General features: G+C 73.6%; 16 protein-coding genes. 1 reads left to right on the forward strand and 15 read right to left on the reverse strand.

The genetic code is table 11. From position 1 onward, the window contains the following. Positions 1 to 9: 9 nt before the first annotated feature. The 14 genes from ACFYOB_RS18090 to ACFYOB_RS18155 all read right to left on the reverse strand — a co-directional run bounded on the left by ACFYOB_RS18090 (position 10) and on the right by ACFYOB_RS18155 (position 18,840). Complete coding sequence (locus ACFYOB_RS18090; RefSeq protein ID WP_388560992.1) at positions 10 to 1,065, reverse strand: FHA domain-containing protein; 1,056 nt, start codon at positions 1,063 to 1,065, stop codon at positions 10 to 12. Positions 1,066 to 1,112: 47 nt separating this feature from the next. Continuing rightward, positions 1,113 to 2,438, reverse strand: coding sequence for a VWA domain-containing protein (locus ACFYOB_RS18095; protein WP_388560835.1), 1,326 nt, complete (start codon positions 2,436 to 2,438; stop codon positions 1,113 to 1,115). A gap of 45 nt (positions 2,439 to 2,483) precedes the next feature. Further along, positions 2,484 to 4,058 carry a protein phosphatase 2C domain-containing protein gene (locus tag ACFYOB_RS18100; protein ID WP_388560836.1) on the reverse strand — a complete coding sequence of 525 codons (1,575 nt, stop codon included), beginning with the start codon at positions 4,056 to 4,058 and terminating at the stop codon, positions 2,484 to 2,486. Positions 4,059 to 4,061: 3 nt separating this feature from the next. Then, the gene (locus ACFYOB_RS18105; protein ID WP_388560993.1) at positions 4,062 to 6,872 is read right to left on the reverse strand and encodes a tetratricopeptide repeat protein; all 2,811 of its coding nucleotides are present in this window, start codon (positions 6,870 to 6,872) and stop codon (positions 4,062 to 4,064) included. 5 nt (positions 6,873 to 6,877) lie between these two features. Then, positions 6,878 to 8,125: a hypothetical protein gene (locus ACFYOB_RS18110; RefSeq protein WP_388560994.1), complete on the reverse strand. Its 1,248-nt coding sequence runs from the start codon at positions 8,123 to 8,125 to the stop codon at positions 6,878 to 6,880. 104 nt (positions 8,126 to 8,229) lie between these two features. Beyond that, a complete protein-coding gene (locus ACFYOB_RS18115) occupies positions 8,230 to 9,183 on the reverse strand; it encodes a glutamate ABC transporter substrate-binding protein (RefSeq protein ID WP_388560995.1) in 954 nt (317 codons plus the stop codon). 152 nt (positions 9,184 to 9,335) lie between these two features. Then, positions 9,336 to 10,739, reverse strand: coding sequence for a hypothetical protein (locus ACFYOB_RS18120; protein ID WP_388560837.1), 1,404 nt, complete (start codon positions 10,737 to 10,739; stop codon positions 9,336 to 9,338). Between the two features lie 196 nt (positions 10,740 to 10,935). After that, positions 10,936 to 11,934 carry an N-acetylglucosamine kinase gene (locus ACFYOB_RS18125; protein WP_388560838.1) on the reverse strand — a complete coding sequence of 333 codons (999 nt, stop codon included), beginning with the start codon at positions 11,932 to 11,934 and terminating at the stop codon, positions 10,936 to 10,938. After that, entirely contained in the window at positions 11,925 to 13,190 is a 1,266-nt protein-coding gene (locus ACFYOB_RS18130; RefSeq protein WP_388560839.1) for a 6-phospho-beta-glucosidase, read from the reverse strand. The genes ACFYOB_RS18125 and ACFYOB_RS18130 overlap by 10 nt, the downstream gene beginning before the upstream one ends. A 5-nt stretch (positions 13,191 to 13,195) precedes the next feature. Beyond that, a complete protein-coding gene (locus tag ACFYOB_RS18135; RefSeq protein ID WP_388560840.1) occupies positions 13,196 to 14,035 on the reverse strand; it encodes a carbohydrate ABC transporter permease in 840 nt (279 codons plus the stop codon). Next, positions 14,032 to 14,982, reverse strand: a complete 951-nt coding sequence (locus ACFYOB_RS18140; RefSeq protein ID WP_388560841.1) for a carbohydrate ABC transporter permease — start codon at positions 14,980 to 14,982, stop codon at positions 14,032 to 14,034. Before ACFYOB_RS18140 ends, ACFYOB_RS18135 begins: the two co-directional genes overlap by 4 nt. Positions 14,983 to 14,987: 5 nt before the next feature. Then, positions 14,988 to 16,322 (reverse strand): ABC transporter substrate-binding protein, encoded by a 1,335-nt coding sequence (locus tag ACFYOB_RS18145; protein WP_388560842.1) that lies wholly within the window; start codon positions 16,320 to 16,322, stop codon positions 14,988 to 14,990. 86 nt (positions 16,323 to 16,408) lie between these two features. Then, positions 16,409 to 17,626, reverse strand: coding sequence for an ROK family protein (locus ACFYOB_RS18150; RefSeq protein WP_388560843.1), 1,218 nt, complete (start codon positions 17,624 to 17,626; stop codon positions 16,409 to 16,411). 134 nt (positions 17,627 to 17,760) lie between these two features. Then, positions 17,761 to 18,840 (reverse strand): mechanosensitive ion channel family protein, encoded by a 1,080-nt coding sequence (locus ACFYOB_RS18155; RefSeq protein WP_388560844.1) that lies wholly within the window; start codon positions 18,838 to 18,840, stop codon positions 17,761 to 17,763. 298 nt (positions 18,841 to 19,138) lie between these two features. On the opposite strand from ACFYOB_RS18155, the gene ACFYOB_RS18160 reads away from it, so the two are divergent. Then, complete coding sequence (locus ACFYOB_RS18160) at positions 19,139 to 19,675, forward strand: HNH endonuclease (protein WP_388560845.1); 537 nt, start codon at positions 19,139 to 19,141, stop codon at positions 19,673 to 19,675. Between the two features lie 57 nt (positions 19,676 to 19,732). Here the strand turns inward: ACFYOB_RS18160 and ACFYOB_RS18165 are convergent, their stop codons facing one another. Continuing rightward, positions 19,733 to 22,729, reverse strand: a complete 2,997-nt coding sequence (locus tag ACFYOB_RS18165) for a beta-N-acetylglucosaminidase domain-containing protein (protein ID WP_388560846.1) — start codon at positions 22,727 to 22,729, stop codon at positions 19,733 to 19,735. Between the last annotated feature and the right edge of the window lie 95 nt (positions 22,730 to 22,824).

The raw sequence follows: 22,824 nt of genomic DNA on the forward strand, positions 1-22,824 counted from the left end.
CCGGCGCAATCAGCCCCGGCGGATGGTGATCGTGGTCCAGGCACCCACGTGGACGCGGTCGCCGTCGGTGAGCGGGACCGGGACGTAGGGCTGGATCGGCTCCTCGCCGCCGTTGATGGTGGTGCCGTTGGTGGAGTTCTGGTCCACCACCGCCCAGCTGAGGTCGGGCTGCTGGACGAGGACCGCGTGCTGGTGGGAGACGCCCGGGTCCTCCGGGGGCACCGACAGGTCGATGTCGGGGGACTCGCCCGTGGAGGCACGACGGCGGCCGATGGTGATCTGGCCGCCGGAGAGCGGCAGGTGCTGCTCCGGGGAGTACGCGGGCAGGTTGAGCGCCGCCGCCTCGGGGCCGCTGCGCTGCATCATCGCCATGAAGTACGAGCGGTCGGGGCCGATCGTCGCGGTCCAGGAGCCGCCCTGGGGCGCGTAGGACTGCTGCTGTGGCGGAGGCTGCTGCTGGTACTGCTGCGGCTGAGGGGGCTGGTGCTGCTGGTATTCCTGCTGGTATTCGCGCTGCTGCGGCGGCGCCGGGGGCTGCTGCTGGTACTGGGGCTGCGCGGGCTGCTGGTACTCCTGCTGCGGCTCGTGTGCGGGAGGCGGCAGCAGCCAGTCGTCCTCGCGCTGGAGCGGTTCGGCCGGCCGGTTGACCCGGGACGGCCGCGAGCCCTGGTACTCGAAGTGGTCCTGGGAGTACGCCCCGGGCGTCGGCACGGGCGGCGGAGGCGTGGACGGCGGCGCGGACGGGGGAGGCGTGGCCTGGGGCGCGGACGGCGGCGTGGCGCCGGTCCCCTGGGGCCCCGGGTCCGCGGTGAGAGGGGCGTACGAAGTCGCCGTACGCGTCAGGAAGTTGTACCGGCACTCCTCGCAGAACGGGGCCATGGCCTCGCGCGGGGTCCGGCACTGCGGGCAGAGCTCCGCCTGGGCGGTCGGCTCACCGGCGGTCGGGGGGAAGCCGTAGCCGTAGGAGGGAGCCGGAGGGGGACCCTCCGGGGCAGCCATGCGGTGGCCGCAGACTTCGCACCAGTCGTCGGAGGCGGACTGGTGCCCGTTCGGGCAGGTCGGCATGGCGGCGCTTCCCCCTTCTTCTCCCTGCGTCATCGCGTCAGGTCTTCTCAGGTCTTCTTCACTCGGACGGTCTGCGTCGAACGCGTTTCGAGGGTCATCTCGTCGGCGTCCGCAACCTTCGCTTTCAGGCGCACAGTACCCGCCGCGGCATCCACGACATCCACCACCTTCGCGAGGAGTTTCGCGGTGTCGGCGTTTCCGGAGGCACTGGCCAGCTGCACGGCGCGCCCGAGTTTGGCCGTGGCCCCGTCCACATCGCCCAGTTTGCGGGCTTCCAGTCCCTGCTGGATGGCCTGCGCGAGCTCCGCCTGCCCCGTGTAGTGGGCCACCTGCGGGTTGATCGCGGTGGAGGCGGCCAGGTCGTCCGTCCAGACCGCGCGCACCAGCCCCTGCGCGAGGACGAGCGGGCTCTCACCCGCCGCGCCCGGCAGGACGAGCGTGGCGCGGGCGGCGAGCATCTCCTGGCCCACGGACGCACTCGGGACGCGGACGCACACGTGGTAGTCGCGGGACTCGTCGCCCCAGGAGCCGGTCGGGTAGTCGCCGGCGCGCGGGCCCGCCCCGGTGCGGCGGTCGGTCAGGTCATGGACGGCCGGCGCCACCTGCTTGACGTACTGGATCTCCGCCCCGACCGGGGTCCACAGGCGCAGCGCGACGTCCGCGACCTCCTTGCCCATGACGTTCTCCATCATGCGCGTGAAGTCCTCGGCGAGGTGGGCCGGATCGGCCACGATGTCGGCGGAGCCGAGCAGCGCGCTCGCGATGCCGGTGACCTCCTTGACCTCCCAGTCGGTGCCCACCCCGCGGGCGTCGCAGGTGAAGCGGCCCGCGCACGCGTCGAGGGTGGCGCGCAGCACGGCCGGGTCCTCGTGCTCGTTGCGGCCGTCGGTGAGCAGGATGCCGTGCCGTATGGCGGCGGGCGCCTGGCGCAGCAGTCCGTCGGCGAGGCGCAGCCAGGTGCCGATGGCGGTGCCGCCACCGGAGCTCAAGGCCCGCAGTGCCTCCTTGGCCTGGGCGCGGGTGACCGGGTCGGCGACGGCGAGGCGGCCCTGGCCCGGGTAGACCTCCTTGGCCACGTGCGTACCGGCGATCACGGCGAAGGAGGTGCCGTCGCGCAGGGTGTCGACGGCCGCGGCCGTGGCCTCGCGGGCGCCGCGCATCTTCTCCGGCGGGTACTCCATGGAGCCCGAGCAGTCGACCATGATCACGACGGCCGCCGTGCCCTGGGCGGCCGTCGCGCGGGTGGCGGTGGCACCGCCGGTGGAGGTGACCGTGACGATGGCGTGGACGTCCCGCCCGCCCTGCGGGAGGAACTCGTTCTGGTACACCTCCACGCTGAAGCGCGGGGCGCTGGGCTTGGCGAAGTTCGCCATCGGTGGGACTCCTAGGGGCTGGCTCGGCTGGCTCGGGCAGGCGGGTCAGGCCTGAGGGCGCACTTCCGGTTCCGCTTGTCTCTGCGGGCCAGGTTCCGGTTCCGCGCCCGGTTCCGGTCCGCTCTCCGCGGCGGGCGCGTCGGGCGCGGCGGCGAACGGCACCACGGCCACGGTGACGTTGTCGTGTCCGCCGCCGTCGAGGGCGTGTCCCACCAGGACCTGCGCGCTGTGCAGGGGCCGGACGGCGGCGTCCGCGGGCAGCACCTGGGCCATCTCCCGGGCGGACTCCGCGTAGTTCCACAGGCCGTCGGTGCAGACGACGACCACGCCGGGGTGGTCCGGCTTGAAGATGGCGGTGTGCGGTTCGAGGTCGTACGCGTCGGCCCCGAGCCAGCCGGTGATGGCGTGGGCGCGGACGTCGGCGTAGGCCTCGGCCTCGCCCATCAGCCCGGCCGCGACCATCTGGGCGGCCCAGGAGTCGTCCTCGGTGAGCCGGCGGGGCAGCGCGGCGCGGTCGTCGGGGACCCAGTACGCGCGGCTGTCGCCCACCCAGCCGATGGTCAGCAGGCCGCCGCTGACGACGGCGCCGACCAGGGTGCAGGCGGGAGCGTTCTGCGCGCCGGGGGTCTGGGGTGCCAGCGCGTTGACCGCGGCGGCCGCGGCCAGGATCGCGTCGTGCATGGCCTCCTGGGGATGGGCGCCTCGCGGGAGCGCGTCGAGGAGGGCCTCGTTGGCGGCTGCGGCCGCGGCCGCTGATGCATCGTCGGGACGGCTCGCGGAGGAGACGCCGTCGCAGACGATGGCCACGGTGGCGGCGGATCCGTCGGGCAGGGCGGTGGCGGCGACCGCGAACGAGTCCTCGTTGCGGTGGTGGCGCAGCCCGCGGTCGCTGACGGCGGCGACGCTCCCGAGCTCCTCTTCGAGGTGGTCCCGCTCCCGGGGCTGGGCGTGCCCGCAGTGCTCGCAGTACCCGTCGGTGTCCACGTAACCCGAGCGGCAGGCGACGCAGGTCTTGCCCCCGTCCGCCTGTCCCGGCGGGGTGCCGTACGGGGCTTCGTGCTCGGCCGCGGTGCCCCGCGGGCCCTCCTCCGGGGGCGTGCCGGCCCCGCCGGGTGTGTCGTACCGGGCATGCGGCCCCTCCGGCGCGGCGCCGTGCGCGTGCTCGGCCGAGCGCTCGCGGGGAACCGGGTTGCCCTCCGGCGGTGTGCCGGTGTGGTGCGGGCCTTCGCCCGCCCCCCACGGCGTCCCCTCGGGTGGCGTGCCGGGGCCGCCGGGCAGGTCGTACCGGCCGGCCGGCGCGGCGGCGGGCACCGCGGGCACGGCCGGGTGCGGATCCGGCTCCGGCGCGGGCGTGGTCCATTCGGCCGGGCCGTCGACCAGGGTCGGCGCGGCCGCGGCCACGCTGCCCCACCCCGGGGCGGGCCCGGGGGCGGGTCCGGCGGCGGGCCCGGGTCCGGCGGCGGCGACCGGTGGCGCCGTCGGCAGGGGGATCGTCGGATGGTCCGCGGACGCAGCCGGGGGAGGTGCGGTGACGGCGTAGCCGCAGACTCCGCAGAAACGGTCACCCTCCTCCAGCGGTTCCGCGCAGCTGGGGCAGCCCGACAGCCGATGCATCGACATCAATCACACCCACGTCCGGGGACGGAAACGGTTTGCCCGCTCCACCAGTTCGATCCTCTCCTCGCCCCGCTGCGCCAGCCGTGCGAGTACGCGGTACGAGCGCTCCAGTCCGAAGCGCAGGCCCCGTTCGTCCAGTTGACTGCCGAGCAGCGAGGTCCTTCCGGGGTCGGAACCCCGGCTACCCGACAGTACCCAGTCGAGGGCCGAGCCCAGAACTTCCGTCGTGAGCCGCTCGTGGCGCTCCGGGTCCAGCCCGAACCGCCGCAGCGCCTCCACCTGGTCGGCAGCGGCTGTCAGATCCGCAAGCAGGGGCTCCTGCGGGGACCGGTCGCGCAGACGTGCGCGTACGGCCGCCACCCGCGCGGCGGTGTAGTGGATGGAGGCCTCCGGTACGGACTCCAGGGTGCGCACGGCTCCGGCCCGGTCACCGGCGGCCAGCTGGACCCGGGCCAGCCCGAAGGCCGCGCTCACGAATCCGGGGTCGGTGATCCAGACGAGGCGGTAGTACTCGGCGGCGTTGTCCAGCTGGCCCAGGACCTCCGCGCACAGCCCGAGGGCCAGCTTCGGTGCGGGCTCGCCCGGGAAGGCGTCGTAGATCGCGTCGAAGGACAGGGCCGCGATCTCGTCCTCCCCGGTGGCCAGCGAGGCGGTCCCGCGGGCCCACACCACCCGCCAGTCGTCCGGATGCCGTGCCTCCAGCTCGGCCAGGGCGCGGCCGGCGGCGGCCAGTTCGCCCAGCTCCAGCCGGGCACGCAGCTCCCGCAGTCGCAGCTCGGCCGAATCGGCGGGCGCCGAGCCGAGCGCGCCCAGGAGGTCGCCGGGCGCGGTGGCCAGCAGGCCGGCGAGGAAGCCGGCATTGGGGTCGGCCGCGTCCACGAGCGGTACGGGCAGCGCCAGCGCGGTGGCACGGGCGTCGAGCGTCGCCGCTCCCGCGGGCGGCGGGGACACGGGTACGGGTGCGGCCCCAGGGGCCCCGGCCGGGCCGGGCGGATTCGGCGGTGCCCCCGGTCTCACGGGCGCCGACCGCGGTGCGGGCACCGGCGCACCCGTCACGTGCGTGGCCGTGGTCCCCAGCGAGGGCACGGACGCCGTGCCGGGCGGGGTCCCGCCGAGGGGAGGCTGAGGCCACGGGCCGGGAGCGCCGACGGCCGCGAGCGGGGCAGCGCCGGCCGGCGGTCCGGCGACGGGGGCCGCCGCGGCCAGGGCGACGGCCGGGGCGCGGCCGGCGCCGAACAGCCTGCTCCGCCGGGAGACGACGACCCGCTCGCCCAGCCGGGAGACCGCGGCCCCCGGCGCGTCGGTGAACAGCCGGGTGTCCGGAACGCGCAGCTCCGGGCCGAAGAGCGTGGACAACTGCGGCCGCGGCCGGCCCGTCTGGAGGGCGACCACCTCCCGCAGCACGCCCGTCAACTGGTCCGCCATCTCCTGCGCGGACGAGAACCGCCGACCCGGATCCGGGTCGGTGGCCCGTACGAGCAGCCGGTAGAAGGACTCGTACCGGGCGAACACCTCGATGTGCTCGGGGTCCGGGAGCGAATCCACGAACACGTTGGTGTAGCCCTGGAAGTCGAAGGTCAGGACGGCCAGCGTGCGCGCCACCGTGTACAGGTCGGAGGCGACCGAGGGACCCAGCTCCGCGACCTCCGGGGCCTGGTAGCCCACCGTGCCGTAGATGGCCGACTGTTCGTCGTCCATCCGGCGCACCGCGCCCATGTCGATCAGCTTCAGCTGGTCCTGCTGCTGGATCGCGTTGTCGACCTTGAAGTCGCAGTACAGAAGGTTTCTGCTGTGCAGGTGGCCGAGTGCCTCCAGGGCCTCGATGCCGTACGCGCACGCCTGCTCCACCGGCAGCGGATCACGCCGGCCGTCCGGCCGGCGCCGCTCGTTGGCGATCTCCTTCAGCGATTTGCCGCCCACGTACTCCATGACGATGTACCCGTCCAGCGAACCGGTCCGCTGGTCCAGGTGCTCCACGAAGTTGTAGATCCGCACGATGTTGGAGTGCTCGATCTCCGCGAGGAAGCGCCGCTCGGAGATCGCGGCCTCCATCGCGTCCTGGTCCCCGGTGTCCAGCAGGCCCTTGAGCACCACCCACCGGTCCGAGACCGCCCGGTCCACCGCGAGGTACACCCAGCCGAGCCCGCCGTGCGCGAGGCAGCCGGCCACCTCGTACTGACCGTGCACCACATCGCCCGCGCGGAGCTTGGGCACGAAGGAGTACGGGTGCCCGCACTTGGTGCAGAACCCCTCCGTACGGCCCGGCCGCTCGCCCCGGGCCCGTCCCACCGGGGCGCCGCAGTCCGAGCGCGAGCAGAACCGCTTGCGCTCCGGCACCTCCGGGTTCTCCAGGACCGCGGCCGAAGGATCCGGACGTGGCACCTCCGGAACGTTGACCAGCCCGGCCCCGAGCCGCCCGCGCCCCGAGGACGACGGCGCCGAGCCCGAACTGCGCACCGACACCGACCGGGTGGAGGCGCTGCCGGACAGCGAGCGCGAGAGCCGCCCCGACACCGAGCGGCGGGACCCCGACGAACGCGACGAGCGCGCCGAGGCCGAGGACCGCGCCGAACCGTGCGAGCCCTGAGACCCGTGAGATCCCTGAGACCCGTGTGAACCGAACGACCCCCGGGACCCGGCGGACCCCAGAGAGCCGCGCGCCGCGCTCGTCATCCCCGTCGGCGGCGACACCAGCTCCTCCGCACCCGCGGCGACGGAGCCGACGGGCGCCAGCCCGCAGGTGTCGCAGTACAGCTCGCCGCCACCCATGTCCTCGTACGTCCCCGGGCAGCCGGGGCGAACGCACGCCGTTCCGATCAGGCTCATGCGCCCTCCTTTCCGGGAGCCCCCGTGCCCTGCAACGCCTCTGCCGCCGACTGCTGGTAGCGCAGAACGGCCTGTTCGGCGACCCGCAGGTCACAGGGCGCGCTCCACAGCATCCGCCGGGCCGTGTCGTACCGCTCCATCAGCAGCGGGTCCTCCGCCAGCCCGTGCCGGGCCACCTTCGCCTTGTACGCGTCGAGCCGCCCGCGCAGTTCGGCCCGTACCGCCAGGGGCGCCGTCACCGCTGTCAACGATTCACGGGCCCTGCGGAGTTCCTCCTCGGCCCGCTCCTCCAGCGATTCCAGCAGCGGAGAGAGCCGGTGCCAGCGGGACTGGCGCCGGTGCTCGGCCGCCGCCGCGAGCTGCTCCTGCAGCGCCGTCGGCGGGCCGCTCACCGCGGGCACCTCCGTCGCGGCGATCTTCGCCAGCACCTCGCCGCGCGCGGTCCGTGCCTCGGCGAGCGTCCGGTCGGCCCGCGAGAGTACGTCCCGCAGGCTGATCAGCCGCTGCTCGGCGTCCTGCCGGACGTCCAGCACGGCCTCGACCTCCCGGCGTACGTCCTCCAGCGCGAGCGCGGCGCGGTCGTAGCGCCCCGTGTCGGGCCGGCCGCCGCCGGGCGCGGAGCTGCCCGCCGCAGGCACCCAGAACGCCAGCGGGTCGGCGATCACCTGCGCCCGCAGCTCCGCCAGCTCGGCGGTGATGGCCTCCAGATCGTCGCCCGAGGGGTGTTCACCCGGGCGCACCCCCACCGAGTGGGCCAGGGAGCGGGTGCGGTGCAGCTCGGCGGCGAGCAGGTCGATCCGCGCGGGCAGCGCCGACCACACCGCGTCGGCCGCGACCACCACGTCCAGCGAGCTCGCGTACAGCTCGTTCATCCGGGCCACCAGCTCGGCGAGCGAGAGCCGCTCCGCCAGCGCGACGCCCTCCGCGGCGGCGCCCGCGATCAGCACGCCGGGCCCGCGCAACCGTTCGGTCAGCTCGACCAGGTCCTCGCGGTTCGGCCAGCGGCGCCGCTCCCGGACCTCCCGGGCGGCGCTCAGGGCTCCGCTGTACGCGTCGAAGTACCGCCACAGCCGGGTGATGTCCGCGTCGGCGGCCGCCCACCGCTCCTTGGTGATCCCGCTCAGCCCGGCGCCTTCCAGCAGCCGGCGCCCCGCGTGGTCCTGGAGGGCGAGCAGGGAGGTCTCGACGGCCTCGTGCTCCGCTCCCAGCCGGGCCAGCGCGCGGTCGACGCCGTCCCGGTCCATCACTGCCGACCACGCCTCCACCGACTGTGCCTCCGCTTCCGCTTCCGCCTCCGTGCCCTGCCCGGTGTCCTGCCCGGTGTCCGGTCCTCTCACCGCCACCGGCCTCAGCCGTCCCGGTACTTGGGCGCGGGCGGTCCGGTGACGCCGGGCAGCACGGGCGCCAGGTGCTTGAGGTACGACCTCATCCACGGGCTGTCATTGCCGCCCGCACGGTATCCCTCCAGCACCTTGTTGACCCGGCGTACCAGGTCGGAGGCGTCCTTGTTCATCGCCACACCGTAGAACTCACGGGTGAACGGCGAGCCGACCAGCTGCACCGAGGGGTCCTGCGCGGCCTGGCCGGCCGCGAGGGCGTTGTCCGTGATGATGCCGTCCACCTCGCCCAGCTGGAGGCGGACCAGGCAGTCCAGCTGGTTGGGCACGGTGACCGGCACCGAGCCGTACGACTGCGCCTTCAGCGCCGCCTCAGCCGTGGAACCGGAGGCGAAGCAGATCCGTTTGTCCTTCAGGGAGGTGTCGTACCCGGTGATGGGCGAACCCTTGGAGGCCAGCACCTGCTGCCCGGCCTCGAAGTAGGCCGTCGAGAAGGCGACGTCCTCCAGCCGCTTGCAGTTGATGGTCATGGTCCGCACGACGACGTCGACGCGCCCCTCCTGGAGCGCCGGAACGCGCTGACTGGTGGGGATGGCCCGGTAGATGACCGCGTTCGGGTCGCCCAGGATGTCCTGCGCGATGGCCTTCACGAGGTCGATGTCGAAGCCGTCGAGGCCGCCGCCCTCCTTGGCCTGGTTGCGGTAGCCCCAGCGGAAGCTGTTCTGGTCCACGCCCGCGACGAGCTTGCCGGCCGCCTTGATCCGGGCGATCGCCGCGCCGTCCAGACCGGACGGGCGCAGGCTGGCCTCCGGGTCCGGGCAGGTGTCGGTGAGCACCCAGGGCGCGGCCGGAGCCACCGCCATCGAGGCGGGCTCGCGGAGCGCCGGCGGGCGTCCGGCGTCCGGAGTCGCCCGGGCCAGCGGCAGCAGCACGGCCCCCGCCGTCACGGCGCAGGCGGCGGCCATCGCGGTCACCCCGCCCCAGCCGCGCAGCCGGCCCGCCAGCCGCCGCACTCCGGACGCCCGGGACACCCCGGACACCTCGCTCCCGGCGCTCCCGGCGCTCCCGGCGTTCCCGTGACCGTCGCAGGCTCGCATCGCTCGTATCCGCATCGCTCTCACCTGTACTCCGAAAGCCTGCGCCCGATGCCGAGCAGCGCCGCCGCCGCGCCGACGACCACGAGGACCGCCGTGCCGGTCAGCAGGCCGCCCAGAGCGCCGAGCCCGTCCCGGGCCGCCCCGGTGAACTCCTGCTGCTCGTGGGCCACCGCCTGCTCCAGCGAGGCGTCCACGACGTCGAAGGCGGCCCCGCTGCTGTCCTTGTGGTCCTTGTCGCCGACGACCTGGGGCAGTGCGGCCTCGTAGTCCCCCTTCAAGTCCGCCTCCCGGGCCGCCGTGTGCCGCTGCTTCCACTGCTTCACGCCGTCCGCGGCACGGGTCACCGGCGCCCGGCCGGCCTCGTCGTCGGCCAGCCGCAGCGCGGTCGCGAGCCCGGCGTCCAGCGCCTTCATGTTGGTCGTGAAGTCCACGTCGTACTTGTCGGACTTCTTGTCCTCGGCCAGGACGGCGCCCCGCGCGATCAGGGTCAGATTCTCGCCCGCCCGAGCCTGGAGGGAGGCGATCCGCGCGTCGTTGAGCACCTTCAGGGACTCCTGCCCCTGCGCGCGGGCCTCACTCAGCGAGGAGCGCGCCACGGTGTGCCCCACGGCCAGCCACAGCAGCACCACCACGGACGCGGCCGTCGCCGCCAGCAGACCGTGGTTGAAGACCCTGTTCGTACGCCGGTAGTCGCGCCGCTGCGCCCACGCCAGGGCGCCGAGCGCGACCAGGCCCGCGGCGAGCGAGGCCAGCGGCCAGGACCGGGCGTCGTCGTAGTCCCGGTAGAGCCGGCCCGTCTCGGCCTCGTACAGCCGCTCCGCGGCCGGCAGCAGCTGGGTGGTCATCTGCTCGTTCGCGTACCGGAGGTAGGCCCCGCCCAGCGGCAGGCCCTGCCGGTTGGCGGCGCGGGCCTGTTCGACCAGGCCGGTGTACCGCGGCAGCTGCTCGCTCAGCAGGGTGATCTGGGCGCGCGCGTCATCGCTGCCCCCGGTGTTGGCGGCCGCGCTCACCAGCAGTCTGGAGGCGTTGGCTATGTCCTTCTCGTACCGCTGGCGGACCTCGCGCTCGTCCGTGGCGCCCAGCAGGAACCCGCTGGAGGAGGCGGTGTCGGCGTCCGCGAGGGACCGGTAGATGCTCGCCGCGTCCGCGCTCAGCGGCTGGCTGCGGCCCACGACGTCGTCGGCGGCGGCGGACCGGCCGGAGATCTCCCCGACCGCGACCGCGCCGAACAGCAGGACCAGGGCGGCCAGTGCGGCACCGATGATCCGCAGCCGGCCGGGCTCGGTCGTCGCTGCGGCGCGCAGCCGCTCCACGCCCTCGGCCCAGGCGGTACTCCGCCCCGGTGGGGCACCCGGCGGCATCGCCTGCGGCCCGGCGGGCGGCACGGCGAGACCGCCCCCCGGCGCGGGCGCGCGTGATGTCATGGCCACCGTGACCTCCCCCTCGGTCCTGTCCCTGCTCGTCCTCGTCCTGTCCTTGCTCCGCAGCAGTATGGACGTAGCGACGGCGGGCCACAGCACCCGGTGCTGGATCCCGGGTGATCCGCCCCCGCCACCCCTTCACCGTCAATACGTCCGTACGACCGCCACGGTTCCAGACAGGACGCCCCCTGGGGCAGGTTCACCCGAAATGGGCACGGAGTTTGCCGTGGGCGGACGACGGGGCCCCGAGCGCGTCCAGCCCTAGCAGTCCGGCGCCCAGTACCGGAGGGGCCGTCACGACGGACATCCTCGCGCGCGGGGCCCGCGCGGCGAGACCCTCCGCGATGCGCTCGTCCAGCTGCGGGTGCCGGGCGGCCAGCACACCGCCGCCCAGCACCACCGGCACCTCCCGCTCCAGCAGGCCCAGGCGGCCCAGCGCCACCGTGGCCATGACCACGATCTCGTCCGCCTGCCGGTGCACCAGCGACAGCGCCACCGGGTCCCCGGCGGCCGCCACCGCGAACAGCAACGGGGTCAGCTCGTGCCGTCGCGCGCCCGGGATGCGGCCCAGGTGCACCTCCTCGATCAGCGCGTACACCGTGTCCAGGCCGAAGTGCGCGGGCAGCGCCCGGGCCAGCTCCGTCGCCTCGCCCCGCCCGTCCTCGGCGCGGGCCGCGAACCACAGGGCCTCCTCGGCCAGTCCGCCTCCGCCGCCCCAGTCGCCGGAGATCCGGCCGACCGCGGGGAAGCGCGCCGTCCGCCCGTCAGGGGTCATCCCGACGCAGTTGATGCCCGCCCCGCACACCACGGCGACCCCGCACGGCTCGGCGTCCGCGGGCAGCCCGGCGCGCAGCAGCGCGAAGGTGTCGTTGTGCACCGCCGTCGCGCGCCCCCAGTTCCGGCTCCGGATCTCGCGCTCCAGCTCCCGTTCCTCCACCGGGAAGTCGGCGTTGGCCAGACACGCCGACACGTGCAGGGCGCCCGGTCCGCCATCCGCGTCGAACCGCAGCCCGGCAGCCGCCATCGCCTCGGCCAGCACGTCGACGGCCGCGGGCACACCCGTCCGGAACGGCTGGAAGCCCCCGGCCTGCCCGGAGCACAGCACCGAGCCGTCCGGACCGAGGAGCGCCACGTCCGTCTTGCTGTTGCCCGCGTCGATCGCCAGTACGGAAGGCAGGGCCGGGAGGGTCACGCCCATGCGAGGTGCTCCTTGTTGTGCGCGAGGAGCCGGTCCGTCAGCCCCTCGGCACGGTCGAACTGGCCGACCAGCGGGTGTGCCAGCAGTGCCCGGAAGACCCGGTCACGGCCGCCGCGCAGCGCCGCGTCCAGCGCGAGGTCCTCGTACGCCGTCACGTGCGAGATCAGGCCGGCGTACAGCGGGTCCGGCCGCGGCACGGCCAGTGGCACCGGACCGGAGCCGCCGACCCGTGCCTGTACCTCGACGACCGCGTCGTCCGGCAGGAACGGCAGCGTCCCGTTGTTGAGCGTGTTGACCACCTGGACGGCCGGTGCGCCGTCGCCCAGCAACGAGGCCGCCAGGTCCACGGCCGCCTCGGAGTAGAAGGCGCCGCCCCGCTTGGCCAGCAGCGCCGGCTTCTCGTCGAGCGCGGGGTCCCCGTACAGGGCGAGCAGCTCCCGCTCCATCGCGGCGACCTCGGCGGCCCGCGAGGGCTTGGTCGCGAGCTCGCGTACGACCTCGTCGTGCGCGTAGAAGTACCGCAGGTAGTACGACGGTACGACGCCCAGCCGGTCCAGCACGGCGCGCGGCAGGCGGAGGTCGGCGGCGACGGCGTCGCCGTGCTCGGCGAGCAGCCGGGGCAGCAGGTCCTCGCCGCCCGGGCCGCCCCTGCGCACGCCCAGCTCCCAGGTGAGGTGGTTGAGCCCCACGTGGTCCAGGTGGATGTCGGCCGGTGCCAGGTCCAGCAGGGCCGCGAACTTCCGCTGGAAGCCGATGGCGACGTTGCACAGGCCGACCGCCTTGTGGCCGGCCCGGAGCAGTGCCCGGGTGACGATGCCGACCGGGTTGGTGAAGTCGATGATCCAGGCATCGGGGTTGGCCCGCCGGACCCGCTCGGCGATGCCGAGGACCACCGGGACGGTGCGCAGCGCCTTGGCGAGCCCGCCCGCGCCGGTGGTCTCCTGCCCGACGCAGCCGCACTCCAGCGGCCAGGTCTCGTCCTGGAGCCGGGCGGCCTGCCCGCCGATGCGCAGCTGGAGCAGGACGGCGTCGGCGCCGTCGACGCCCGCGTCGAGGTCGGAGGTTGTGGTGATCAGTCCGGGGTGCCCCTGCCGGGCGAAGATCCGGCGGGCCAGGCCGCCGATCAGCTCCAGCCGCTCGGCGGCGGGGTCGATCAGCACCAGTTCCTCGATCGGCAGGGTGTCGCGCAGCCGCGCGAAGCCGTCGATCAGCTCGGGGGTGTAGGTGGAACCGCCACCCACCACTGCGAGTTTCATCGTCGTTAGCCTTTCACTCCGGTCAGGGTGACTCCCTCGACGAACGCCTTCTGGGCGAGGAAGAAGAGGACGATCACGGGCGCCATGACCAGCACCGTCGCGGCCATGGTCAGGTTCCAGTTGGTGTGGTGCGCCCCCTTGAAGGACTCCAGTCCGTAACTGAGGGTCCAGGCAGCCGGGTTGTCGGAGGCGTAGATCTGCGGGCCGAAGTAGTCGTTCCAGGCGCAGAAGAACTGGAACAGCGCGGCCGCGGCTATCGCGGGCTTCGCCATCGGCAGCACGACCCGCAGCAGGGTGCGCACCTCGCCGCAGCCGTCGACACGTGCCGCGTCCAGGTATTCGCCGGGGATGGTCAGCAGGAACTGGCGGAGAAGGAAGATGGTGAAGGCGTCGCCGAACGCCATCGGGACGATCAGCGGCCACAGGGTGCCCGACAGGTCGAGCTGCTTGGCCCAGAAGAGGTACATCGGGATGACCACGACCTGTGGCGGCAGCATCATCATCGCGATCACCAGCAGCAGACAGAGCCGCTGCCCGCGGAAGCGGAACTTGGCGAGCGCGTACGCGACGGGCACGGAGGAGACCACGGTCAACAGGGTGCCGAGCCCGGCGTACAGAAGGGTGTTGCGCCACCAGGTCAGGAAGCCCGGCGTGTTCCACACCTGGGCGTAGTTGTCCCACTCCCAGGTGTCCGGCCACAGGTCGCTGGTCAGCGCCTGCCGGTCGCCCATCAGGGAGGTGAGCAGCAGGAACACGAAGGGGAGGACGAAGAACAGGGCGGCCGCCACCCCCAGGGAGTGGACGGCGATCCAGTGCAGTACGGGCCTGTTGACGCGCGTGCTCATGAACCCGCTCCGATCAGTCCGCCACGGCGGCGCATCAGGAGTGCGGTGAAGGCCATGGAGAGGGAGAACAGGACCAGTGCGACGACGCACGCGGTGCCGTAGTCGAAGCGCTGGAAGCCGAGGTTGTAGACGAGCTGGGGCAGGGTCAGGGTCGACTTGTCGGGGTAGCCGGGCTCGAACTGCTGGCCCGAGCCGCCGATCACCCCGGCGGCCACCTTCCCCGCCACCAGCGGCTGGGTGTAGTACTGCATGGCCTGGATGACCCCGGTGACCACCGCGAACAGGATGATCGGCGAGATGTTCGGCAGGGTGATGTGCCGGAACCGGGCCCAGGCCCCGGCCCCGTCCAGCTCGGCGGCCTCGTACTGCTCCTTCGGTACGTCGAGCAGCGCGGCCATGAAGATGACCATCAGGTCGCCCACCCCCCACAGCGCGAGGGCGGTCAGCGCGGGCTTGGACCAGTCGGCGTCGGTGAACCAGCCGGGAGTGGGCAGCCCGGCCGCGTCCAGCAGGCTGTTGACGGGGCCGGTGCCGGGGTTGAGCAGGAAGACGAAGGCCAGGGTCGCGGCGACCGGCGGGGCCAGGTAGGGCAGGTAGAAGAGGGTCCGGAAGATCCCTGCGCCCGTCTTGATCTTCGTGATGAGCAGGCCGGTGCCGAGTCCGAAGACGACCCGGCAGGAGACCATCACCACGACGAGCCACAGGGTGTTGCGCATCGCCGGCCAGAACAGCGGGTAGTCCGTGAAGACGTATCCCCAGTTGTCCAGGCCGTTGAAGACGGGCGGCCGGAAGCCGTCGTACCTGGTGAAGGAGAAGTACAGGGTGGACAGCAGCGGGTAGGCGAAGAAGACCGCGAAGCCGATCAGCCAGGGGGACATGAAGGCCGCGGTCCGCAGGGCGGACCGCCGGTGCTTCGTCCGCAGGGTGTGGGTGGTCGTGGAGGGCATCGGGGCTACTTGGCCTTCGCGATGTCCGTGTCGATCTGCTGGTCGGTCTCGGCGAGACCGGCCGGGATGTCGGTGACGTCGCCCTTCTCGACCCCGTAGGCGAGGTCCTGGAAGGTCAGCTGGTAGGTGCCGCCGTCGGCCTGGGCCGGGGTGGTGCTGGACTTCGGGTGCCGGGCTATGTCGAGGAAGGTCTTGAACTCCGGGGACACCTGGAGGTTCGGGGACTCCAGGGCCGCCAGGGTGGACGGGACGTTGTGGATGGCGTTGGCGAAGGCCACCACCGCCTCGGTGTCGGTGGTCATGTACTTCACCAGCTCCCAGGCGGCGTTCTGCTTCTTGCTGCCCGCGGCGATGCCCATGATCGTGCCGGAGAGGTAGCCCTTGCCGTAGTCGGCGGCCTGGTCGTCGGGGACGGGCAGCGGCGCTGTGCCGATCTCGAAGGGGACGCCGGCCTCCTTCGCCATCGAGGCCCGCCATTCGCCGTCGATCTGCATGGCCACCTGGCCGGTGTGGAAGGGGTGTTCGGCGCTCCACTCGTCACCGAAGGTGTTGCGGAACCTCTCCAGCTTCTCGTAGCCGCCGAGTTTGCCGACCAGGTCCTTCTGCGCGGTCAGCATCTTCGCGAAGGCCGGGTCCTTGGCCAGGTTGGACTTGCCGTCGGCGCCGAAGTAGGAGGGGCTCCACTGGGCGGCCAGCCGCATGGGGGTCGTCTCGTAGCCGTGGAAGGTGGGCATCAGGCCGACCTGCTCGTACGAGTCTCCCTTGGGTTTGGTCAGCTTCTGCGCGACCTCGGTGAACTGGCTCCACGTCCTCGGGGGCTCGGTGATGCCGGCGGCCGCGAAGGCGGTCTTGTTGTAGACGAGGCCGTACGCGTCGTGCAGCAGCGGCAGCGTGCACTGGTTGCCGTTGAACTGGGTGTACTCCAGCAGGGACTTGGGGAAGACCTTCGCCTTGTCCACGCCGGACTTCTTGAGGAAGGGGTTCAGGTCGGCGAAGGCGCGGGAGTTGCAGAACTTGCCGACGCTGTCGGTGGTGAAGGAGGCGACCGCGTCGGGGGCCTTGTCCCCGCCCGCGCGCAGCGCCTGGTTGATCTTGTCGTCGGTCATGTTGCCCGTGACCTGGACCTTGATGTTCGGGTGCGCCTTCTCGAACCGGGCGATGTTCTCCTCGATCGCCTTGGTCTCGCTCGGCGCGGACCAGCCGTGCCAGAAGTTGAGGGTGACGTCCTTGGCCGGGTCGTCGGCGGCCTCGGTGCCGCTCTGGCCCGTACAGGCGGTGGCGAGGACGGATATCGCGGCGAGGACGGTCGCGGTGGTGGTCAGGCGTCCGGTTCTGGGCATGGCGGGGCTCGCTCTCTGAGGGAGGAACTTCCTGTGGGGTGCCAGTGAGGGTGTGGGCCTGTGGGGGGTGTTGCGGGAGGGACGGTTCAGCGGGAGGTGTCGAACACCTCGTCGCGGGTGGCGGCCAGCGCGTTCTCCAGCGCACCGCGCAGCACCGGCCCCTTCGGCACCTCGCCGGAGACCAGGCGGGGCCGGGACGGCGCCAGTTCGGCGAGCTCGGCCTCCAGCAGGCCGCGCAGCGGGTCGCCGCCGGCGGCGATCACCGCCCCGGACAGCACCACGATCTCCGGGTCCAGCACGGCGACGAGCGAGGCGAGACCGGTGGCGAGCAGGGTGGCGTACGCCTGGAGGAAGCGCAGGTGCGCCCCCTCGGGCGTGGCCGCGGCCTGCCCGAGCAGTGCGACGGCTGCGGCCACCTCCGCGCTGTGCGAGCCCTCGGAGGCGGGGAGCGGCGGGGCCTCGACTCCCAGTTCCGCGGCGAGCCCGGGTACCACCTGTGCGCCGGCCAGCTCCTGGTAGCCGCCGGTGTTGGCCCGCGTGACCTGCCGGACCAGGGGGTGGCCCGGCACGGGCAGGAAGCCCACCTCGCCGGCGCCGCCGGTCCAGCCGCGGTGCAGCCGGCCGCCGAGCACCAGGGCGGCGCCGAGGCCCTCCTCGTTCCAGAGCAGGACGAAGTCCTCGTGGCCGCGCGCCGCGCCGAGGCGCTGCTCGGCGACGGCGGCGAGGTTGACGTCGTTCTCGTACTCGACCGGCATCGGCAGGGCCGCCGCCAGCTCGCCGAGGAGGGTGGGGGAGTGCCAGCCGGGGAGGTGGCTGGCGTAGCGCAGCCGGCCGGTCTGCGGGTCGAAGGCGCCCGGGGTGGCGATGACCGCCCGGTGCAGGTCGGACAGGTGCAGTCCGGCGGCCTTGACGGCTCCGCCGAGGGCTTCGACGACCTGTTCGACGGCGTCCTTGCCCTCGGTGTACGGGACCTCGTGCGTGCCGGTCACCGTGCCGGTGAGGTCGGCGACGGCCGCCAGTACGCGGCCCGGTGTGACGTCGAGCCCGCCGACGTACGCGGCCCGGGGGTTGACGGCGTAGAGCTGGGCGCTGGGGCCGGGGCGGCCGCCGTCGGTGCCGGTGGCCACGACGAGCCCGGCGGCCTCCAGGCGGGCCAGGAGCTGGGAGGCGGTGGGCTTGGAGAGCCCGGTCAGGTGCCCGATCCTGGTCCGGGACAGCGGGCCGTGCGTCAGCAGCAGCTCCAGCGCGGCCCGGTCGTTCATGGCGCGCAAGAGGCTGGGAGTTCCGGGCGTGGCGGCGGGCATGGTGCGCTCTCTCCCTCACCGAGGTCAACTGTTAAGTAAGTTTCCTATTGCTGTTCGGGCCGTGTCAATGCCGCTGCCCCGCAGGCTGACATTCCGATGAATGGCCTGCGGGGCAGCGGGGAGCGCCTTCGGGGTTACTTGGTGATCCGCGGGCCGGTCTGCGGCGGGATCGGGGCGGTGGCCAGCGACTGCGGGGAAGCCGGGTTCGCCAGGGCGGACGGCGCGGCGACGGCGGTCGCGGGGTCCGCCGCCTCCTCGTCCTCCTCCGCGGCCGGCGGACCGCCGATGATCCGGATGCCCGCCGCGTCGAAGGCTTCCTTGATCCGCCAGCGCAGCTCCCGCTCCACCGCGAACTGCTTGCCGGGCATCGTCTTCGCCGACACCTTCACCGTCATCGAGGCGAGCAGCACCTCGTCCAGGCCCAGCACCTCCACCGGACCCCACAGGCGCTCGTCCCAAGGGGACTCCTTCGCCAGGGTGTCGGCGACCTCCTGGACCACCTCGCGGATCCGGGTCAGGCTCTCCGTCGGCTTGACGTGGACGTCGACGCCCGCGGTCGCCCAGCCCTGGCTGAGGTTGCCGATCCGCTTGATCTCGCCGTTGCGCACGTACCAGATCTCGCCGTTGTCCCCCCGCAGCTTGGTCACGCGCAGGCCGACCTCTATGACCTCGCCCGAGGCCACGCCCGCGTCGATCTTGTCGCCGACGCCGTACTGGTCCTCCATGATCATGAACACGCCGGACAGGAAGTCCGTCACCAGGTTCCGGGCACCGAAACCGATCGCCACACCGGCCACACCGGCACTCGCCAGCAGCGGGGCCAGATCGATCTTCAGCGCGGCCAGCACCATCAGCGCGGCCGTGCCGAGGATCAGGAACGAGGCGACCGAACGCAGTACCGAACCGATCGCCTCCGAACGCTGGCGGCGCCGCTCGGCGTTGACCAGCAGCCCGCCGAGCGCGGTGCCCTCGACCGCCTCGGCGCTGGTGTTCATCCGGTTTATGAGCTTGGTCAGCGCCTTGCGGACCACCGAACGCAGCGCCGCCGCTATCACGACGATCAGGAGGATGCGCAGTCCGATGCTCAGCCAGGTGGCCCAGTTCTCCTCGATGAAGCTCGCGGCCTCGGTGACGCTCTCGTGCGTCTCCTTGAGCGTCGTGGTCGCGTCCGGGGTGTCTGCTGCCAGGGGCAGCAGGGCGGCAGGCCAGGGCACGGCGGGAACCTCCAGGTGTAGCGGTCCGCCCGCGGGACTCGGGGTGTACCCCCGGACGGGATCCGGAGAGTGCGGGCAGACCAACCACACTAACGGGGCATTCCCGTCGCCGTATTTGGTTAGGGGGTCGGTGTTCGAGGGAGAGACCAGACTCACGTGGGGATGACGTGGGTGTGGTCGAAAACACCTCGGACCCGTTACGGGCTCGTGGTGGCGCTTCGACCAGCCGTAAGGAGAGACTGGAGAGCAGATCGTCCCGGCGCGAGCCACGCGCCGCCGGCGTACAAGGAGGCAGTCCGTGCCGCACGTCCTGGTCCTCAATGCGTCGTACGAGCCCCTCGGCGTCGTACCGCTCCGCCGCGCGCTCGTCCTCGTCCTGGAGAACAAAGCAGTCTCCCTGGAGGAATCCGGCGCCTATCTGCACAGCGCGACCAGAGCCGTCCCCGCGCCCAGCGTGGTCCGGCTCAAGCGCTTCGTGCGGGTCCCCTACCGGGGGCCCGTTCCGCTCACCCGGCGCGCCCTGTTCGCCCGGGACGGCGGCCGCTGCATGTACTGCGGCGCCGTCGCCACCAGCGTCGACCACGTCATCCCCCGCAGCCGGGGCGGCCAGCACGCGTGGGACAACGTCGTCGCCGCGTGCCGCCGCTGCAACCACGTCAAGGCCGACCGGCACCTGCTGGAACTCGGCTGGCGCCTGCGCCACCAGCCGGCGCCTCCGTCGGGCCTGGCCTGGCGCATCATCGGAACGGGGCACCGGGATCCGCGGTGGATGCCGTACCTCCAGCCGTACGGGGCCGAGGACGCCCTGGACCGCATCGGCGTCGCGGTGTCCTGACCCCGCGTCCTGAACCCGCGTCCTGGGGCCGAGCCCCAGGACGCCGGGCCCGCAGGGCTACGGGGTGACCGCGTAGGCCTCCACCGACCAGAGAGAGCAGCCGTAGCGCGTGGCGCGGGTGTCGCACGTGACGCGCAGGAAGCGGGTCCCGGGGGCGTCCAGGCGCAGGGATTCACGGCCACCCGCCGACGCCGTCACGGTGGCGGCCGGCCGCCAGGTCCGACCGTCCGTCGAGGTCTCCACCCGGTAGGACGAGGGATGGGCCTCCTGCCAGTGGAGGTCCAGGCGGCCGATCCGGGCCGGGGCCGGGAGCTCCGCCTGCCACCACGCGCCGTCCACCGGCGGCGAGGACCAGCGTGTGGCCGGGGAGCCGTCCACGGCCGCCGAGGCCGGGAAGGCGGGCGTCTCGTTCGCCGAAGAACTCGCCCGCGCCGTGCGCAGCAGGTCCGGCCCGCCGGTGCGGAGCACCGCCCGTACCGTCAACGTGCGTGACTCCCCGTCGAAGACCACCGGGACCTGGTAGGTGCCGGGGGGCACGTCCCGCGCGACCGCGACCTCGAACGGGATCGTCACCCGCCCGCCGCGCGGCGCCACGGCGCTCTGCGGCAGCCGGACCTCGATGCCCTGCGGCGGCCGCGCGGACAGCGGTCCGCGGACCTCGCCCGGTCCCAGCGCGGACAGCTCCGCCGAGAGCGGCCGCGCGGCTCCGCCGATCTCGGCGTCGACCGCGCCCCCGTCCTTCAGCTCGAAGCCGGCCCGCGGGCCGTCCCCGAGCCAGGGGACCACCCGGTGCACGGTGGGCGCGGTCCCCGCCCAGGACAGCCGTACCGCGTCGGCGCGCAGCCCCGCCGTGTCCACCTGGGTCCAGCCCGACGCCGCGGCGTCGCCGACCTTGCGCCAGCCCTCGCCCGGTACGTGGGCCTCCACCACCGCGCCCCGGACCCCGGCCGGGAACGGGTCGGTCGTCACCGTCACCGCCGCCACCGGGCGCTGCCCGTCCAGCCGTACCGTCCAGGCGCCCGCGTCCTTCGTCACCTCGCCCGTCTGGCGGCCGGCCCCGGTCCACGCGTCCGCCTCGGCCGTCGCCTTCGCCAGGAACGGCTCCAGGACGGCCTTGTCCACCGTGGCCGGGCCCGTCTCGGCCAGTGCCTGCCGGGCACGCGCCAGCGCCTGGGTCGCCTGCCAGGCGGCCGCGCCGTCGCCGCGGGCCTGGGCCCGCAGGACGTCGACCGCCAGCTCGCCCGCCGCTCCGTAGCGCGACAGCCGCTCCAGCCAGGGCCCCGCCTCGTCCGAGAGGGCCGGCAGCCGGCCGGGAGCCTCGCGAAGGACCGTGAACGCCTTGCGCAGTTCGGTCCCGGCCGCCGGGTCGCCCGCGGCGCGCGCCTTCCAGAACTGTTCGACGAGCGGTTTCAGGTACGCGGACTCCTCCATCTTCAGACCCGACGAAGCCGTGTTCCCGGCCAGCGCCGCGACCGCCTCGCGCGTGCGCGGGTCGGGGCCGGACAGCTCGCGCACCGCCGCGGCCCAGGACTCCCCGGGCCGGTAGCCGCGCGGATTCCAGGCGAAGTCCGCCGCCGTGAAGACCGGGATGCGCGACAGCGTGCCCTGCGGCATCGCGTTGGTCAGCAGCGCCGCCGAGCCGCCCGCGACCGCCGGATCGCGTCCCGCGTACGGCCCCAGGAAGATCCGGCCCGGATCCCAGTCGTTCACCGGGTAGTTGTCCATGGTGACCAGCGGGTGGCCCAGCGCCGAGCGCGCCCCGGCCAGCTCCCTGCCGGTGATCGTGCGCGGCACCACGCCCACGCCCGTCCAGGCCACCTCCACCCGAGGGTCCAACGCACCGGACAGGGCGGTCCGGTAGGCGGTGGCGCCCTCCTGGTAGAACTCCGTCGGCAGCAGCGACAGCGGCGCCGCCCCCGGATGCCGCGCGGCCAGGTGCGCCGCCAGCTCGGCCGCGACCTGCGCGTGAGCCTTCGCGGCCGCGGCGGGGCCCTTCCCGAACCGCTCCCGGTCCGCCTTGCAGCCCCACTCGGTGTAGCTGATGTCCTGGAACTGCACCTGGAAGGCCCGGAAGCCCAGCTCCCACATCGCGTCCAGCTTGCGCGCGAGCGCCGCCCGGTCGCCCACGGAGGACAGGCACATCGACTGGCCCGGCGTCACCGCCCAGCCCAGGACGACCCGGTTGGCGCGGGCCCGTTCGGCCAGCGCCCGGAACTCCTCCTGCTGCTCCGCGGGGTACTCCTGGCGCCAGGCCGTCGTCCGGTACACGTCGTCACCGGGCGCGAGCAGCAGCCGGTTCTGCTTGGTGCGGCCCATGAAGTCCAGCTGCGCCAGCCGTTGCTCCTGCGTCCAGGGCTGCCCGTAGAACGCCTCGGCGATCCCGCGCACGGGCGCCGTGGGCCAATCCCGTACCAGCACGCCGGGCGCCTTCCCGCCGCCCGCCGCGAGCAGCTGACGCAGCGTCTGCGCCGCGTGGAACAGCCCGTCCTCCCCTACGCCGGCCAGTGCGACCGTGTCCCGGCCGCCGGGCCGGCCCACCGCCAGCCGGTAGCCCCCCTCCGGCAGATCGCGGGCTTCGGCCGCGCCCAGCGCCCGCAGCGCCTCCTGCGCGTCCGGGCCCTGGAGTCGTACGACGGTGCCCCGCTCGGGCAGCGGCGCCCCGGGGGCCCGCTCGTGCAAGGTCCGCACGCCCGCCGCGCGCAGGGCGTCCCGGACCACCTGGACCGCGTGCGGATCGGCGTCGGACGGGGCCACCAGCACGGCCTCCGCACCCAGCGGCACCTCGCGAGCCGGGTCGGCGGCCATCGACTGAGGCCGCGGCCACACGGCCGGGCCCTCGGCCGCGGTGCGCGGGGTGTCGGCTCCCGGATCGAGGAGGGGCCCGGGGGCGGATGCGGCAGCCGCCTCCTTGGCCGCTCCGCCGGAGCCGCCCTGTGCGGACGGTACGGACGGCGCCGAAAGGGCCCCCGGAGGCGAGGACGCCACGGCCCCGCCCAGCAGTGTGCCGAGCACCGCGACGGCAGCCGTCGCCCGCTTGCTGCCACTGAGCTGCACAGAGTCTCCTCGTCGCGAGACGTCCCCCACCCGTACGAATGAGCCCGAGCCCACCACCCGTGCGGCTCATGTGTCAATCCGAGGAGTCAATTTGT

It is taken from the genome of Streptomyces sp. NPDC006463, from assembly GCF_042870715.1.
In the GTDB taxonomy this organism is placed as follows: domain Bacteria; phylum Actinomycetota; class Actinomycetes; order Streptomycetales; family Streptomycetaceae; genus Streptomyces.

What these genes read in the sequence shown, in the direction of transcription:
- ACFYOB_RS18140 (WP_388560841.1), bottom strand. Translation starts at nt 14,982, where the DNA reads ATGCCCTCCACGACCACCCACACCCTGCGGACGAAGCACCGGCGGTCC.
- ACFYOB_RS18095 (WP_388560835.1), bottom strand. Translation starts at nt 2,438, where the DNA reads ATGGCGAACTTCGCCAAGCCCAGCGCCCCGCGCTTCAGCGTGGAGGTG.
- ACFYOB_RS18110 (WP_388560994.1), bottom strand. Translation starts at nt 8,125, where the DNA reads ATGGACCGGGACGGCGTCGACCGCGCGCTGGCCCGGCTGGGAGCGGAG.
- ACFYOB_RS18090 (WP_388560992.1), bottom strand. Translation starts at nt 1,065, where the DNA reads ATGCCGACCTGCCCGAACGGGCACCAGTCCGCCTCCGACGACTGGTGC.
- ACFYOB_RS18145 (WP_388560842.1), bottom strand. Translation starts at nt 16,322, where the DNA reads ATGCCCAGAACCGGACGCCTGACCACCACCGCGACCGTCCTCGCCGCG.
- ACFYOB_RS18130 (WP_388560839.1), bottom strand. Translation starts at nt 13,190, where the DNA reads ATGAAACTCGCAGTGGTGGGTGGCGGTTCCACCTACACCCCCGAGCTG.
- ACFYOB_RS18150 (WP_388560843.1), bottom strand. Translation starts at nt 17,626, where the DNA reads ATGCCCGCCGCCACGCCCGGAACTCCCAGCCTCTTGCGCGCCATGAAC.
- ACFYOB_RS18135 (WP_388560840.1), bottom strand. Translation starts at nt 14,035, where the DNA reads ATGAGCACGCGCGTCAACAGGCCCGTACTGCACTGGATCGCCGTCCAC.
- ACFYOB_RS18100 (WP_388560836.1), bottom strand. Translation starts at nt 4,058, where the DNA reads ATGTCGATGCATCGGCTGTCGGGCTGCCCCAGCTGCGCGGAACCGCTG.
- ACFYOB_RS18120 (WP_388560837.1), bottom strand. Translation starts at nt 10,739, where the DNA reads ATGACATCACGCGCGCCCGCGCCGGGGGGCGGTCTCGCCGTGCCGCCC.
- ACFYOB_RS18125 (WP_388560838.1), bottom strand. Translation starts at nt 11,934, where the DNA reads ATGGGCGTGACCCTCCCGGCCCTGCCTTCCGTACTGGCGATCGACGCG.
- ACFYOB_RS18115 (WP_388560995.1), bottom strand. Translation starts at nt 9,183, where the DNA reads ATGGCCGCCGCCTGCGCCGTGACGGCGGGGGCCGTGCTGCTGCCGCTG.